General features: G+C 43.2%; 17 protein-coding genes. 6 read left to right on the top strand and 11 right to left on the bottom strand.

What is annotated here, in order from left to right:
* Positions 1 to 259: 259 nt before the first annotated feature.
* From BKE30_RS14600 to BKE30_RS14585, 4 genes are all read right to left on the bottom strand, one after another.
* Positions 260 to 649 carry a hypothetical protein gene (locus tag BKE30_RS14600; RefSeq protein ID WP_076879298.1) on the bottom strand — a complete coding sequence of 130 codons (390 nt, stop codon included), beginning with the start codon at positions 647 to 649 and terminating at the stop codon, positions 260 to 262.
* 97 nt (positions 650 to 746) lie between these two features.
* Entirely contained in the window at positions 747 to 1,325 is a 579-nt protein-coding gene (locus tag BKE30_RS14595) for a hypothetical protein (protein ID WP_076879297.1), read from the bottom strand.
* Between the two features lie 3 nt (positions 1,326 to 1,328).
* Positions 1,329 to 1,946, bottom strand: coding sequence for a hypothetical protein (locus BKE30_RS14590; RefSeq protein ID WP_143253790.1), 618 nt, complete (start codon positions 1,944 to 1,946; stop codon positions 1,329 to 1,331).
* A gap of 74 nt (positions 1,947 to 2,020) precedes the next feature.
* Positions 2,021 to 3,577, bottom strand: a complete 1,557-nt coding sequence (locus BKE30_RS14585) for a class I SAM-dependent methyltransferase (RefSeq protein WP_076879295.1) — start codon at positions 3,575 to 3,577, stop codon at positions 2,021 to 2,023.
* Between the two features lie 248 nt (positions 3,578 to 3,825).
* On the opposite strand from BKE30_RS14585, the gene BKE30_RS14580 reads away from it, so the two are divergent.
* Positions 3,826 to 4,248 (top strand): DUF6088 family protein, encoded by a 423-nt coding sequence (locus BKE30_RS14580; protein WP_076879294.1) that lies wholly within the window; start codon positions 3,826 to 3,828, stop codon positions 4,246 to 4,248.
* Complete coding sequence (locus BKE30_RS14575; RefSeq protein WP_076879293.1) at positions 4,220 to 5,245, top strand: nucleotidyl transferase AbiEii/AbiGii toxin family protein; 1,026 nt, start codon at positions 4,220 to 4,222, stop codon at positions 5,243 to 5,245. Before BKE30_RS14580 ends, BKE30_RS14575 begins: the two co-directional genes overlap by 29 nt.
* On the opposite strand, the gene BKE30_RS14570 is transcribed toward BKE30_RS14575, so the two are convergent.
* The 3 genes from BKE30_RS14570 to BKE30_RS14550 all read right to left on the bottom strand — a co-directional run bounded on the left by BKE30_RS14570 (position 5,242) and on the right by BKE30_RS14550 (position 7,165).
* Positions 5,242 to 5,970 (bottom strand): hypothetical protein, encoded by a 729-nt coding sequence (locus BKE30_RS14570; protein ID WP_076879292.1) that lies wholly within the window; start codon positions 5,968 to 5,970, stop codon positions 5,242 to 5,244. The two genes, BKE30_RS14575 and BKE30_RS14570, sit on opposite strands and share 4 nt — an antisense overlap.
* A gap of 77 nt (positions 5,971 to 6,047) precedes the next feature.
* A complete protein-coding gene (locus BKE30_RS14565; RefSeq protein ID WP_076879291.1) occupies positions 6,048 to 6,362 on the bottom strand; it encodes a hypothetical protein in 315 nt (104 codons plus the stop codon).
* A gap of 578 nt (positions 6,363 to 6,940) precedes the next feature.
* Positions 6,941 to 7,165 (bottom strand): hypothetical protein, encoded by a 225-nt coding sequence (locus BKE30_RS14550; RefSeq protein ID WP_076879288.1) that lies wholly within the window; start codon positions 7,163 to 7,165, stop codon positions 6,941 to 6,943.
* A 330-nt stretch (positions 7,166 to 7,495) separates the two neighbouring features.
* On the opposite strand from BKE30_RS14550, the gene BKE30_RS14545 reads away from it, so the two are divergent.
* A complete protein-coding gene (locus BKE30_RS14545; RefSeq protein WP_319822930.1) occupies positions 7,496 to 8,146 on the top strand; it encodes a LexA family protein in 651 nt (216 codons plus the stop codon).
* Positions 8,146 to 9,447, top strand: a complete 1,302-nt coding sequence (locus BKE30_RS14540) for a Y-family DNA polymerase (RefSeq protein ID WP_076879287.1) — start codon at positions 8,146 to 8,148, stop codon at positions 9,445 to 9,447. Before BKE30_RS14545 ends, BKE30_RS14540 begins: the two co-directional genes overlap by 1 nt.
* 10 nt (positions 9,448 to 9,457) lie before the next feature.
* On the opposite strand, the gene BKE30_RS14535 is transcribed toward BKE30_RS14540, so the two are convergent.
* Positions 9,458 to 9,919, bottom strand: a complete 462-nt coding sequence (locus tag BKE30_RS14535; RefSeq protein WP_083698606.1) for a hypothetical protein — start codon at positions 9,917 to 9,919, stop codon at positions 9,458 to 9,460.
* Between the two features lie 665 nt (positions 9,920 to 10,584).
* Positions 10,585 to 11,319 carry a hypothetical protein gene (locus BKE30_RS14525; RefSeq protein ID WP_083698605.1) on the bottom strand — a complete coding sequence of 245 codons (735 nt, stop codon included), beginning with the start codon at positions 11,317 to 11,319 and terminating at the stop codon, positions 10,585 to 10,587.
* Positions 11,320 to 11,782: 463 nt separating this feature from the next.
* On the opposite strand from BKE30_RS14525, the gene BKE30_RS14520 reads away from it, so the two are divergent.
* Entirely contained in the window at positions 11,783 to 12,055 is a 273-nt protein-coding gene (locus BKE30_RS14520; RefSeq protein ID WP_076879285.1) for a type II toxin-antitoxin system Phd/YefM family antitoxin, read from the top strand.
* Entirely contained in the window at positions 12,033 to 12,287 is a 255-nt protein-coding gene (locus BKE30_RS14515; protein ID WP_076879284.1) for a Txe/YoeB family addiction module toxin, read from the top strand. The genes BKE30_RS14520 and BKE30_RS14515 overlap by 23 nt, the downstream gene beginning before the upstream one ends.
* 948 nt (positions 12,288 to 13,235) lie before the next feature.
* On the opposite strand, the gene BKE30_RS14500 is transcribed toward BKE30_RS14515, so the two are convergent.
* Positions 13,236 to 13,481: a DUF2274 domain-containing protein gene (locus BKE30_RS14500; RefSeq protein ID WP_008294947.1), complete on the bottom strand. Its 246-nt coding sequence runs from the start codon at positions 13,479 to 13,481 to the stop codon at positions 13,236 to 13,238.
* Positions 13,478 to 14,610: TrbI/VirB10 family protein (locus tag BKE30_RS14495; protein ID WP_143253787.1), on the bottom strand; the 1,133-nt coding region annotated here is incomplete at its 5' end. The genes BKE30_RS14500 and BKE30_RS14495, both read right to left, overlap by 4 nt.

Raw genomic sequence — 14,610 nt, 5'->3', positions numbered from 1 at the left:
TAAAAAGTCCCTAGAACCATAGGAAATTTTAAGTATCTCTTAATATTTTAACTATAAATTAATATGGCAATATAAACAATTGGATTAATTTTTATTTTCGGTGCTAAAGCAGTTCGGGGTAGGTGCGCTATGCCTATTTTTAAAAAGGGTACGTATATGGATTACTTTATTTTCTAATCACTGATTAGGTTTTCTATACTCTATATAGAACGGATTACTGATACGGTAAACCTTGCTATTAGGCATAGCATTTTATAATCTAGTCGCTCTCCTGAAGGAGCTTAAATGTATATTCCCCCCCTGAACCATTGATAGCACACAGTCCTTCTTGGGCAATCTTAAAATTTTTAACAGGAAAATAAGCTGTAACAATCTCTTGATTGCGTTGGTACCTGCAAATGACCTCTTTGGGGCGTAAGCAGATTTTGGCAGTAAATTCCCGTGGCATTTTGGGTTTTTTCCAATAACGGTCAGGGTTTTCTATACAAAAAAACTCATCGTCATTTTCGTCAAGGGATAATCCTTCCTTGTCTAACCAAGACTGTATTTCTTGGCGCATTGCATCAACATCTTCAAAGCATGGCATATTGCTTGTGACAATTTTTACAGTCTTATCATGCCAGCTGCGTAAAATTTCTGTTTTTGTCATAGATGTACCTTATCAGTCTAAATATCAATAAAACTATTATACTGCCTTTTTTATTTATTAGGCTATATATTATTATATTTTTTGTATGGTGGACTAACTATAGTTGTCCACTCCTGATCTGGTATCCTAAACCCTGCCATAGTGCTTCAACTTGGGAATCCTTCAAGACAGATTTAGGGACATACTTAAAACCACTGCTGCCTAGTAGCTCATATGGGCATATAAAAATTCCGCGGCCGGCACCGAATCGTTGATTTACGAACTTGGCCAAGGCATGTTCCTGATCAATTGCATAAGCTGTCCTAAAAATTGAAAGATCACAAATATAGCCCCCTATATCAAGCCAGCAATGTCCGTCAACTTCAAAGGAAACCACCTGATTTGGCGCTTTAGCTGAAAAATCAGGGATATTATTTTTACTTTTAAAAATTAGTTGCTGGCCAGCATATAAATCACCACACACAACAAGGGCAGGGATATCAAAGTTTTCTCTTAACATCATCGCCCACGCTGAACTCAGCATTGCACAATGTCCACGCTGGGGTGGCACATTTGCCATTATGAACTGACCAGTTTCAGCAAGAATAGTAGTATCTGGCAATACAAAAGAAGCCCATTGATCAGCAAGAGAATCATCAATAAACTGTTTAACTAGGGCTTGTGAGGGCTTACCCATAACTCAATATCCACCTACAAATAATATTTCAATAATAAGGGAGATACCAGAAGGCATGCCCACTGATCCAGACAACAGGGAATTGATATTCCACCAGTCATAAATATCCTTATGGTATTGCGGCTTGACTCCGGCAGGCTCCGGCTCACCAGACAGAAACTGGAATACATTCAGTTTCTCAACAGAGTATAAGGCCTCATGCCGCATTTTCCAGATGGTGTGGCCATCATCAACCAGTGTCCGCAAGACCTTGTTGCCATTGAGCTGGTAATGAAGCAGGGCTAAATTAATAGCCTCCATGAACTGGTGACCATGTTCGTTAAGTACCTCATTATCCAGTAATTTCAGCAGCGATTGAACCTGACTCAAGGTATTGAGATAATCCCTATCGCCATTAATGATTTGCTGCAATGAAATGGCAGTATTGGCCAAGTAATGGCTCACACTGTTTTTCAGTAAAAATAATGCAGTTACCCCACTGCTATCCCGCACTAGGGTCTCTCGAATTGTCCTGACCTGATCCCTGTTCTTAAATTGCTCGCTTGAACCAGTTGTCATATTTTCATCAATCTGGAGCAGGTCAATCCAGAGGGTCAATGCCTGCTCAAGTAACCTACTCATGTCAAGCAGCATTTTGCTGGTCTCCGGCTGGCCACTAATGGCCAGTGCAAGCCTGTATCTGTGTTTGTGGCAATTTAATTGTGTTTTAGGTGCAGGATAACCACATTGACACCCGTATCCAAGAATGCATTCTGATAAACACGAGAATAGGTGTGCTTGAATCCATCAACCAGTGTCTTGTTAATCAAGCTTGCCGGAACAATAGCCACCAGCTCTCCCTCTTTGGCAAGCAGCCCTGCGGCTGTTTTAACATGTAATTCAGCCCGCCCCTCGCTAAATGGCGGGTTCATCATGATCCGGTCAAAACGCTCACCCGTTGTTTTCGCCCATGCAATAAAGTCAGCACAAACTACTTTTTGCTTCGGATATTTTTTCTCTTCCAGAATCTTGCAGCGCAGGGAAGAGATTTCAACCAGTGTTGCAGGGCATTCCTGCGGAAAACTAATTGCAATGCTCCCTGTGCCGGCTTCCGGTTCTAACACAGTATGATGCGGCTCAATATTCATGAACTGCTGCATTTCCTCAACCATAGCCTGTTGGGTGGGATAAAACTGGTAGGACTTTTGATCCGGCAAACGCCGGTTATGCTGGATATGTAGTAAAGCCTGTGCTGGACTATAGGGGAAAAAGGCGGTGGTATTCATCCGCGTTCCCTCAAGGGCTTCAATCACTGTATCAAGTTCTGCACGCTGGTCAGCAGTCAACTGATTAATGCCATGACTACCAAGACATAGACAATGAGTCATGCCTTCCAGATATTCACGTTTGGGTATATGACCATCATTTTGGTAAGCACGGATATCACGAAATGAAAGGAGTTTGGCAACTTCCATGCTGATACTGCATTCACGCAATTCAAAAGTTTTATCAACCTTGACAGGCTTTCTTCGGACAGATTCCGGTAAGGCCATTGGATATCGCTTGGCCAATAGTTCATTCAGCCTCCAAGCGATTTCAGGATTAACCTCAAGATGGACATTACCGTTTTTGAACTTTTTGAATCGAATGACCCCTGCATCAATGGTATGCCAGACCCCATAATTATTGTGGCCACCAAGATAAGGGAAGAGGTCACTTAATATCATATGCATGGGATGGATTTTTGCGGATTTTCCATTGAGTTGCTGCAAGATTTTGCGTAGCTCATCAATGTGCTCTGATCTATTTCCAGAGAAAATCATTCTTTTATTAAATCCCATGGGACTGTTAGTCACATGTGCCCCAGAAAGACCCTTAAACACATTTTCAACCCGATCCAGAAGGTAAATATCAAAATTGAGGTATAAACCCTTGATTACCTCGGCAACGTTCTCACGGTTAAATTCAGGGCAGTTATAATCACCAATCCTGTTGATCCAGTCATTTTTTATATTGATGGGCAGGATTTCATACAGGTTGTTTTCCTTAAAAACGCTTGCCCAATATTCGGCCGATAAAATTCCCAAGGCGTTTGATTGATTGAAAGTACCATAATTGTTTTTCCCAGCACTTTTAAGGAGGTAATGCCAGCAGCCTGAAACCGATGAGCAGGCCTGTTCAATCATGAGGGCATGGCGGTTGAAATCGGCCAGTTTATTGTTGAGATAATTCTGGTCAGTGAGACCGTTACTTACTTTCACTAATGCATTCATGGGTATAACCAGCTATTTAACATAGGCCCATTATACAGCTTTTTTAATTTATTTGGCAATATATTATACTGTATTTCTTGCTTCATTATCTGTCGTGCACTAGATGAAAAAACCTTAATCCACCTTAACCAAAATGAACATTAAATATTTGTTAAAAGCATTGCAGTTGAAAGGTTTCATGGCATAATGAAGACCATAACTTGCATCAATATCTTAATCATAAATTATTCTTGTAAAGTTGGAGTGGCATGATGAAATCCAATACAGTTGAAGACAGCATTAGACGTAGTATAGCTCGCAGAAATTGTGAGGTGATTTTACGTGGTGACTTAAAAGATTTCGGAAGCGACAAACAAATTGGTCGGGCACTAAATAATCTATGTGAACGTAAAAAAATTGTCAGGATCGGGCGTGGGGTTTATGCACGTGCGATTGTGAACCCTATAAGCGGTGCAGTAGTGCCAGAGAAAGGCCTCAACACGCTTAAGGAAGCATTAAAACGTCTTGGTGTCGAAGTTGGTTTGTCGATAGCCGAGCAAGAAAATAATATGGGCAAAACAACCCAAGTTCCTACTGGCCGTACTGTTGCTGTAAAGGGCAGGGTGACTCGGAAACTTGGTTATAACGGAATTTATTTAAATTATGAGCGAGTTAACTCAGCTACAGTTTGAACAACAACACTTTGAAACAGTGGCTGCATTTTCTGGTGTAGCCCCTGAATTAATTGAAAAGAACTTCTATGTCACAGTTGCCCTGTCCTTACTAAAAGAATTTAATGCTCAGGAAGATGATATCAAACTGGTCTTTTCAGGTGGTACTTCCTTATCAAAAGGATACATGGCATTGGAGCGTTTTTCAGAAGACATCGATTTCAAGATGATCGTTGCGGAAGGGACTAGCAAGAAAAAGCGTAGTGAGCACCGTGGACAGCTTATTGCATATCTTAACGCCAATGGATTTACGTTAGCGCCTGAAGGTGATCGCAATAGCTTTGGTTATACCCTGAACTTTGATTACCCGACAGTTTTCCCACCTACAGCCCACAGTGGGATACGTCGCCATATCAAGCTTGAGGTTGGCTATCGCCCCCCTTACCTTGCAAGTGTTACTCGTAAGCTAAGTTCAGAAATTGATTCTGCGTTCTTGAAATTTGGCATCATGGACAAGAGCCGTAATAATCGCATTAAAATAGAAAATCTTGATAAATTTTTAGCTGAATATGCACCTGATTTTGAATGCGTTGATGTCGTGGAAACTGCCAGCGATAAAATCAGTGCACTCGCATGGCGCATATGCTCCAGTGACCGCGATGATCCCCGTTTTGATCCAAGCATTATTCGTCACTTACATGATCTGGCCAAGATTATCGATTTAATTGAGCCCAGAAAAGCTGAATTCTGTGGGCTAGCCAAAACAATTCTCGTTGACGATTCCTCGCGTGGAGGAAATCTAGGGATTGCTGATCCAGTACAACGACTAAACACCATGCTTGATAACTTAAACGGCAATAGGGCGTGGGCAGCAGATTACCAGCGCTTTGCTGATAACCTAAGCTACGCTAATGACAAAATATCATTTGAGCTGGCTTATGAACGGGTTTGCGTTATATGCGACTGGCTCAAAGAATATTTTATTGAGCATCCCTTTACCCAATCTCAGGAGAGTTAAGATAGGGTAGGGCTCAGTGATGTTTTTTGAAACTCGACTACCCACACCAAGGGGTTAGCCTGCCAGCTCCCCATGCCATTAATATATTCCCATAAATCCCTGAATGCATGAATGGGTGCATTAATGCCACTATAGTAATGCCCAAATCCGTCAAATGCCGAATATTGGTATATGTCGGTCGCTATATTCAGGGTTTTAAAAATACCTTCGGCAACTGCATCCTGCTCACTAATATCCTGTAAATATTCAAGCCTAACCTGTTTTACCTTAAGGACTGTTCGTACAAATACCTTTGGCATAAAGCGAGCCAAACGCTTATACCATGAGGGTGTATAGGGGTCATTCTTGCGCAGGCCTTTCCGGTAGCTAACTGGAGGATCAAATAAAACTTCTATGCTGTCTGCTACGAATTTCCATTTCTGCTGGCCAGTGGGAGTCAATACCCCTTCAATTTCTTCCCAGTGACCGTATCTGTAATGCTCTTCCCGAATATACAACAAGTCCCCAACTTTTCCATACGGGCAGGGAATAACAGTTCCATCGGTAAAAACTGCTTGGCCAATGACATCCAGATGGTGAAACTCTGCAAATGATGAAAGCGTTACAGGTAAATGTACCTGCCTGCGTGTCACTGACTTGATGCCTTTATCGATAGCCAATACCATGGGAGTGCTATAGGTGATCGGCCGTAACAAAGGGCTTGTCACTGGCAGTAGGGCAGACATTTATTATCCTGTAGTTACTTTAATGGGTATAACCGAGCCCGCTTTTGCAGGCTCTTATCACGACTTTCACAGAACTGTTAATGGGGCTGAACTGCCATAAACTCCTGCCACTGCTGCTCCCTGATCTGTATAAGCTCGTTAAATTCCTCAATTAACTGGTTATCTTTTTGAATAATCAATACTGCATGCTCAATAGTATCTACCACGATCGCATCAGCCTTTTTCACTCGGATTGGCTTTTCACTCTCCAAGGCATCTGGGTAATGGAATAGATAAAAAGCTCCCTCAATTGCAGTGATAATCCCGTAGTTACTGACCACATGACTATATTGCTGGATAGAGGGCACCAAAACAAACATGCCGACAGTTGCTTTTGTTTGATCAATTATCATAATTATGTACCTGTTTTAATTTGAATATAAATACCATTGCAGGGTTGATTCCACCTGATCAGGCAAGCCAGCCTGAGCCATTTTGCTATATTCATGCTGTATTACCCTGAAATCCTCCTGCAAATAGTGAAGTCGTTCCGCTATAGCCGCATTCACTTGATCTAATTGTTCCTGACTTAAACATGCCAAGTTGATCTGATCCCATGTCATGCCACTGTGTAACAGTCTATCATTGAGTAGGTCAAACAGGTAATCGGTATACTCACTGATTTTATCGGTCGAAAGACAAAATAAAGCATTATCGTTATGCTTGGGGTGAAAGCCTCAATAGTACGATTGTTACAGGTAGGCAGGGTGCCCGCAGCAAAGTCAAAACAACTAAATTTCTTGCCATCTTTTTTTAAAAAGAAAATTTTTTTCATTCCTGTATTTTTTTGCTGACAAAAATATTTATTCATTACTGGATCATTCTTTCTGTAATTATAGAAATCACTAAATATTTAAAGGCAGCTATTATTAAAGCTGCCATACATAATAAAAATATAAAACCATACTATTAATGGATATATAAATTAATACTAATATTTTTTATATAGGGTGACAGAAAGCAGTACACCAAATATTAGACTCAGCAATAATACATAAAATGGAATCCTTGCGAAAAATTGCAGGTGATCATTGACTATTGCCAACATTAAAGTTGATTTAAAACCGATTATTACATCATAAGACGCTTTTGCTAGAAACATCCCGAGAATACCAAAAACGCCTACAATAAATGCTGGTGCTGACCAGTCCATCATATTTTTGCAGCCTGAAAATAGATAATTTTCCATAACACGTTAATCTCTTAAAAGGGTATATTATTCCTAACATTTAATTTAAAAATATTCCAGCAAATATAATCATCCTTAACAATTTTTATAATACTGTACATACAGTTTTATTTAATAAATATTTTAATTTTGATATGTGGGTATTAGCTTGATATAGCTTCTACACTAAGCCAGTCTTAAGTAAACATTTGATTGCATTCGTCAGATGCCCAATTGTAATTTCTGCTTTGTGGCAATAAGATAATTTACACTGTAACACCAAGCATCCAAAAACGCCTTGTAGCGTAGGAGCATATCTTGACCGAGCCAACATTAGAGCAAGGCACTACCAAGCGTATTGCCATATATTTTTCTGATCCTGCTTTTACAAAGCTGGAACAGTTAATGGGGACAAATGGCAAGCCATCGCCAACAATTAATCAACTACTGGTTAACCTTGACAAGTTCTTAAGCACCACTGATTTTAGTCCAATTTATCCCTCTACCCGCATAGCAATCCCACTGGCACTTGAAACTATCCCCGCTGGTTTTCCATCACCGGCGCAGGATTATGTTGAAGAGCTATGTGACATGAACCAGATTCTCGTTCCTAATGCGGAAGCCAGCTTTTTAAGCCGAATTAGAACCTTGTCAATGCTGGGTGCCGGACTGGACATGGATGACCTGATTATCATTGACCGGAGTGTTGAGGCCAAGCATAACGATATCATTGTGGCCGTGATCAACTCTAAAGACCTGACCATTAAGCGCCTGATGCAGACCGCAAAAATGAGCAAGCAGGAAATTCAGGAAATACTTGATAATGAGCCTAAACTGGAAACTTTACCCAGTGTCTGGCTGAAGGCAGAGAATCCTGAATACGACCATATTTTCCCAAAACCTGAAGAGACCATCGCAGTCTGGGGTGTGGTTCGCTGGAACCTTAAAAAGCTTTACCAGCAAAAATAATGGCCAGCTATCCAAAGGAAAGGGTTTTTGCGATTGTTGATATCAATAATTGCTACGTAAGTTGCGAGCGCCTATTTAATCCTAGCTTGCTATGCCGACCTGTGATTGTATTATCAAATAATGATGGGTGTGTTGTCGCACGCAGTGAAGAGGCCAAGCAGCTTGGGATCAAGATGGGTCAACCTGTCTTCCAGCTCAGGGATATGATCCGCCAGCATCACATTGCTGTACTAAGTAGCAATTATGCGCTGTATGGCGAAATGTCCAAGCGGTTCATGAGTGTGTTATCACATTATGTTGGAACAGGTGAACAGGAAATTTATTCAATCGATGAATGCTTTCTTGAATTAACCCATCATCAGAACCGGATCAACCTGACTGACTATGCCCATGAAATCCGGAATACCATACTGCAATGGCTGGGCTTACCCGTCTGTATCGGAATTGGAACCAGTAAGACGCTTGCAAAAATTGCCAATCATCTGGCCAAAAAAAACCCTGCATTTAATGGGGTCTACAATATGCTGGCCATCGATCCAATACATACTGAAGCATTCCTGACAAAACTGGATACCAAGGAAGTATGGGGGGTAGGGCGTCGCCATGCTGCCAAACTGAAAACACTTAATATCCATACTGTCATGGATTTGATGAATGTAGAACCCAAGTATATTCGTAGTCATTTTAGTGTGGTAATGGAACGCACTGTCCTTGAGCTCAATGGCACTTGCTGCCTTGAACTCGAAGAGGTAGTGCCGGATCGGCAGCAAATAGTCTGTAGCCGATCCTTTGGTAGTTACGTTACTGAACTACCCATACTACAGGAAGCATTGAACTTCTTTGCCTTACGTGCCATTGAAAAGTTGCGTGGCCAGCAGCTGCTGACCAACTCCATTGGGGTATTCATTCATACCAATAGATTTAACCCGCAAGCGGCCTATCATCCTTATATTATTGTGAACCTTACCGAAGCAACAGATGACCGCCTGCTCATTATTAAGGCAGCATCACGAGGTTTAAGTAAAATCTATAAAGAAGGCTTTAAATATAAAAAAGCCGGTATTGTCCTTTTGAATATGGTGCCACGTTCCAAATTTTTACCAAGCCTATTTACCGATCGGGAATTACTGGAGAAACGGCAGAACCTTTCAGATGTGCTGGATGCAATTAACCAGAAATTTGGTCGGGATACAGTCGATATTGCTAATTGTTCAAAAAATAAGGCAGACTGGCAAATGTCACAGGCCAATAAGTCCCCGAATTATTTTATGATTGATAGCTTAATGCAAATTAGACATTAACTGTTATTGGCTATTCAAAATGAGACGCCAGCGGTGCCAAGAAATCCGTAAAATGTTCATCCACCGTCTTCTGGCAACCCGCAACATAATGGCTAGTCTGGTTTAAAGCTAATACAACCACAGGTTTATCACCGAACTGGTCAGCTGTTATGTCAATGATATAGCTACCGGCCGCAGTTAAAACTTCCAGCCAGTAATGCCCATGGAAATTTCCGTGGGCGTCTATATAGCCGCCATCACCATTTCCATCACCGCCCCTATAGGCAGTTCGGAAGTCAGTAAACTTATCAAGCGCATACTTTGCAAAATAGCAGGCATAGGCACAGGAACCATTGGTGTTATCAGTATAGGTACTGGCCTTAAGGATATTTAAAAATAGGCCACGGATGGTGATAGCGATTTCAATAATTTTTTCGACTTCTTTGCCTACATCAACATCACTGCAAACCTGTGGGATTTCTTGCAAGTTCATTTTATTTTAACTGCGCATGTGGCTTTGAGTAAGCATTATAATTTAAATCCCAGTAATCCATGTGTTGCAGAAAACATTATAAATCAGTCCAATGACTACCATGGCTACTATCAAGGTAAAAATCAATGCCTGTAACATCCGGACACCGGAATAAAAGCCTATCTCTTTCACTAAAATTAACATCCTATTACTTAGGGAATACATTATAATTCATTTTAAATTAATTTGGCAATATATTAACGTTTCCAGTTATACTTTATTATTAGTTTAAGCTTCAAGTTAAAATAGGGTAACTCCAAAACTCCCATTATGGCTTGCATACGGTAGGGCGAGCTGGACGATTAAAAAAATAAAGCCTTATACCCTTGCTGTCATTATGGCTGCGCTAAAAGCAGCCACTCCAAAACTTACCATAGGCGTAGGTTTTGCACTATTAATTGAATCAGTGACCAATTGATTAAAGATAGGGTGCGAAGCAGCACCCCATCCCATACAGGTTTACATGCCAATATTTTGGGCATCCAAAAAACCATCCATCAGGCCAATCCGGTTAAGCAGGATTGCACAGAACCAAAACTCAGTTTACTGGCCAGTATTAGGCAACCGCTATGCTTTGCATTACAGATTAGCAAGTGCCAGTTCGACGGATCAACCGTACTAAATAGTTAAGAAGCTTCCGGTTCAAGCGAAAGTCCAATATTACGTGTTACCCGTTCTATGAGCCTTCGCTCAGCAGAGGGCAGCAAGTTACCTTGCCTGTTCAGCATTTTTTCCCAGATCAAGATATCAGACTGCAAACTCGCACAAATCCATGCATTTGGACTATCCTCATCCTGCCTGATGACTTTAAATCCCATATGAATTGCAGCACAGATTAAAGCACCATTTGAAACATAGGACTGATCAAACAGCTTTAGGGCACGATGGTATCTTTCAGCACTATGCTTTAGTCCGTAGCTACCAAGGTTATAACGGACAGTTTTAATTTTTTTGAGATGTTGCAGGTATAGGCAGCATCGTTGGCACTCATCAAGGGCTTGTTTTAGTTTTTGCCTATCTTCCTTGAATCCTTGCAAATACTCTGCCTTGGATTTTCCATAAGCATACAGCTTATAAAAATAGTCAGGGTATGAATCATCAAAACCAAAACCATTGTGGCTTAACAATGGCTCATCCTGCATGACTTTTTCGATATCAGCTAGGGTAATCAAATAATTTGGGGATACTTCACGCTGCCGCAGTTGTGCCATGGCATAAGCCCATGGCACATTGAGTTCTTTGATGGAAATTGAATCTAGCGCAGTAGTGTGGTCTGGTGCCTGTCCTGATTTAACCAGTTCTTTTGCAAGCTTTTTTGCTCTTTTGACAGAAAGTCCGGACGGGAAAATTGGGTTTTGCATGAGTGCTAGCCTTATAATTCGCCATTTTAATTGTGCAGTCCACGTCACCCTTATGGCATAAAATAAGGATAGTAAATTTAGTCTTAGATAGACAGATACATTATCACAAAGGGATATTCGCCAACTCAATATGAAAGTTGAGTGGTGGACTGACAGGCATAGTACAGATGCTCAGCTATTAAATTAACAGCATAAAAATAAAAGTCAAATATTTTTAATAGACATCAGGGCAGGCCAATTGCTGTTCACTCACACACCTACTACCTCATGTAAAGTCCATCATTTAGATTACTGGCCAGCCCCTTCATGACAAACAAAATTCAAAAATTATATGGCTTCATTGTACGCATTATTGTACAATGAAGCCATGTGAAAACATATATGTGTGAATCCAGCTGCATGGTGATGTCAGGTTTGCAGTGGATGTCTAGTTATGAAGTATTTGGCTTATTAGGAGGCCAAAATGGAAGTTATTAATTATTCGGATTTGCGCAAAAATCTAGCTGCCACACTTGACCGTGTGGAAGAGAACCATGTTCCAGTTCTAATTACGCGGCAAAATGGTACGCCTGCTGTCCTGATTAGCCTTGATGATTTCACTGCTTTTCAGGAAACTGCTTACCTGTTTAAGAGCCCAAAGAATGCAGAACGTTTGCGCGAATCTATCAATCAAATCGGTGCTGGTAAAACCCAGTATAAGGAGTTAGTTGAAGATGATGTTGGCGTGGACGGATAATGGCTGGGAAGATTATTTATACTGGCAACACAATGATAAAAAATTATTAAAGCGTATTAACGGGCTTATCAAGGATATCAAGCGTCATCCATTTGAAGGGATTGGAAAACCGGAACCGCTAAAGTATGATCTCGTAGGGTACTGGTCACGCCGGATCAATGAGGAACATCGGCTGGTTTATCAGGTTACGGATGAAACACTGACTATACTTCAATGCCGATACCACTATTAGAATTAAACCTGTGAAGCCTGCTTATATGCAGGCTTTGCTATTTTGGCAAGTAAGCAAGCAAACTCATTAAACCGCTTTTCCGGATATTCAGTAGGGTAGGATTGAGATGAGCATGGGTTGAATTGTTAAGCCTATAACGATGTCAGCACTGCTTAAATTAAACAACCATTATTTTATTTAATTAATTTAGCAATATATACATTTATTACTACAAAACTTCTATAATTATTATAAGTTTTAACTCATAGATATCCCGTTCAATTTAGCCATAGTAGGATCATCAATATGAATGGCCACGGTTCACTAATTACCTTCAGCAGTCTAATTGGGCTTACTTTTATCACCACCTTAGCTTTAGTCCTCAGTAATGCATTAATACCAGACCTTATCGGGATGATGACGGATTGCTTCATACTGATAAGTTATTGCTGCATTTTTTCTGGGGCATACGGCATTATCGAAGTTGGCATTCAGGAGTCCAGAAGCTGGCTAAAGGTTTATTTGAATGCATTAGCCTAATGGTTCTAACTGTGCATATCCATCAGCAGTTTTCAGGGCATCCGGTTTATATAAAATTTGCGAATTCATTGATGATTACCGGTGTATTTTTGATTTTGGCCATTACCGTAATGGAAGTTAACAGGCTCAGGCATAAAATATGGCTGGCGTCAAGCATTGTGTTGAAATCACGCGAAGCTTGAAACCATATACGGGGCAATAGGTTAGCTCTGTTTCATGCCGTTCGCAGAGGATGCGGCATTGTGGGCTGGGAGCCACATAAGAGCCTGGAGAAAGAGAGTCGAGTCGCGTTGCAGCGATGGAGATTGCCAATGGCTGGCAGGCTTGTTCAGTCATCTTAGCCGATTCCCTCGCAGCCTATCCAGAACGAAGAACGCGCAGCGTTGGGCTGCGCGTTCGAGGGATGGTCAGTCTGGTTCTAGTGCATCTTCAGCTTGGCTTCGGTGGCACGGCCTTGCTGCCGTTTCCTTTCCTGAATCCCCGATCCCCCGCCATGAACGCCTCCAGCATGTGCGGGATCAGCGCCGAGGCATCGACCGCCTCGCCATACGCCTGCGCATGCAGCGCGGCATAGCGGTCGAGATCGGCTTTCAAGCTGGCCGGGCAAGCGAAGGTCAGCTTGACGCTTTCGGTCTTGGGTAGCGGCCCCAGCCGCAGTTTCTTGGTCGTGCTCATCGAGAAGTCCCCTTGTTGAAGAACAGCGGCTGATAAGGCCGTAGCACCAGATCGCGGTTGAGGATGATGCGCACCGGCAAACCGGGGCGGCTGGTCAGCGTGGGTTGGATGTTGAGATTGCGCCGGGTCACTTCCTGGCCGACCTGGTTCACGGTGTCCTGCAGGCTGTCGCGCCCGGCGATGATGACGCGATCGCCGTCCTGGCGGTTCTCAGGTGCAGCCAGTTCGGCACCGACACCCAGCAGCGTGGTCAGCACGGCACCTGCAAAGATCCGATCCCAATGCCAGTCCACGTCGTCTTCCAGACCGGCGTAGCCCGCCGGGTCGGTGCCGATCAGGTTGTCGAGCGTGAGCGAAGACGTGTCCGGCAGGATGATGCGGTTCCACACCACCTGCACGCGACTCTGACCGTAGCTGACTTGGCTGTTGTACTTGCCCAGGATGCGCGAACCCTGTGGGATCAGCAGGAACTTGCCGGTGGCCGTGTCGTAGATCGGCTCCGTCACCGTGGCGATCACGTCGCCCGGCAAGTCCGACTTGATGCCCGTCACCAGCGCCCCAGCGACCACCGTTCCGGCCATGACCTGATACTGCGAAGCCGGCAGGGTCAGATTGCCGGAATTACGGGTTTCCGTGGAACCACCTTTTAGGAACGCCTCTTTCTGGTCTTGCCGGTTCTGCACGGCAGTCGGATCAGCAGGCTGGGCCGCCGTCGAGGCCGGGCCTGCGGCCATCGGATCGAAAGCGGAATTGGCGGCGAAGCCTGGTGCGGCAGCGACCTGCGACTGCGCTACGGGCGCGGCCTGCGGGGAACCTGTGCGGAAGAATACCGATGAAGCTGCCGCCGCTTCTGCCTCCTTGCGCAGCGCATCGTTGGGGTCGTCGCCCGACGCGGCATAGGTGGCGGCGACCGGCTGCTGCGAGTTCACGATGGCTGGCCCCAGATCACCCGGCAGCGGTGGCCCCAGCTCCGGCACGTCAGGCGGCAGCGCTGGCAGCTTGGAATAGTCCGTCGGCAGCGCATCCAGCCCTTCCGAGCGCGAGACGCGATCCACGTTGTACAGCTCCGTGGATTCGCCTGCACTGCGTTGCTTCGGTTGCAGCGACCAGATCAGTGCGCCCATAATGC

The sequence above is a fragment of the Alkanindiges hydrocarboniclasticus genome, assembly GCF_001982605.1.
Taxonomy (GTDB): domain Bacteria; phylum Pseudomonadota; class Gammaproteobacteria; order Pseudomonadales; family Moraxellaceae; genus Alkanindiges; species Alkanindiges hydrocarboniclasticus.
This window is presented reverse-complemented; position numbering and strand designations above follow the sequence as displayed.

What these genes read in the sequence shown, in the direction of transcription:
- BKE30_RS14600 (WP_076879298.1), bottom strand. Translation starts at nt 649, where the DNA reads ATGACAAAAACAGAAATTTTACGCAGCTGGCATGATAAGACTGTAAAA.
- BKE30_RS14595 (WP_076879297.1), bottom strand. Translation starts at nt 1,325, where the DNA reads ATGGGTAAGCCCTCACAAGCCCTAGTTAAACAGTTTATTGATGATTCT.
- BKE30_RS14590 (WP_143253790.1), bottom strand. Translation starts at nt 1,946, where the DNA reads ATGAGTAGGTTACTTGAGCAGGCATTGACCCTCTGGATTGACCTGCTC.
- BKE30_RS14585 (WP_076879295.1), bottom strand. Translation starts at nt 3,577, where the DNA reads ATGAATGCATTAGTGAAAGTAAGTAACGGTCTCACTGACCAGAATTAT.
- BKE30_RS14580 (WP_076879294.1), top strand. Translation starts at nt 3,826, where the DNA reads ATGATGAAATCCAATACAGTTGAAGACAGCATTAGACGTAGTATAGCT.
- BKE30_RS14575 (WP_076879293.1), top strand. Translation starts at nt 4,220, where the DNA reads ATGAGCGAGTTAACTCAGCTACAGTTTGAACAACAACACTTTGAAACA.
- BKE30_RS14570 (WP_076879292.1), bottom strand. Translation starts at nt 5,970, where the DNA reads ATGTCTGCCCTACTGCCAGTGACAAGCCCTTTGTTACGGCCGATCACC.
- BKE30_RS14565 (WP_076879291.1), bottom strand. Translation starts at nt 6,362, where the DNA reads ATGATAATTGATCAAACAAAAGCAACTGTCGGCATGTTTGTTTTGGTG.
- BKE30_RS14550 (WP_076879288.1), bottom strand. Translation starts at nt 7,165, where the DNA reads ATGATGGACTGGTCAGCACCAGCATTTATTGTAGGCGTTTTTGGTATT.
- BKE30_RS14540 (WP_076879287.1), top strand. Translation starts at nt 8,146, where the DNA reads ATGGCCAGCTATCCAAAGGAAAGGGTTTTTGCGATTGTTGATATCAAT.
- BKE30_RS14535 (WP_083698606.1), bottom strand. Translation starts at nt 9,919, where the DNA reads ATGAACTTGCAAGAAATCCCACAGGTTTGCAGTGATGTTGATGTAGGC.
- BKE30_RS14525 (WP_083698605.1), bottom strand. Translation starts at nt 11,319, where the DNA reads ATGCAAAACCCAATTTTCCCGTCCGGACTTTCTGTCAAAAGAGCAAAA.
- BKE30_RS14520 (WP_076879285.1), top strand. Translation starts at nt 11,783, where the DNA reads ATGGAAGTTATTAATTATTCGGATTTGCGCAAAAATCTAGCTGCCACA.
- BKE30_RS14515 (WP_076879284.1), top strand. Translation starts at nt 12,033, where the DNA reads ATGATGTTGGCGTGGACGGATAATGGCTGGGAAGATTATTTATACTGG.
- BKE30_RS14500 (WP_008294947.1), bottom strand. Translation starts at nt 13,481, where the DNA reads ATGAGCACGACCAAGAAACTGCGGCTGGGGCCGCTACCCAAGACCGAA.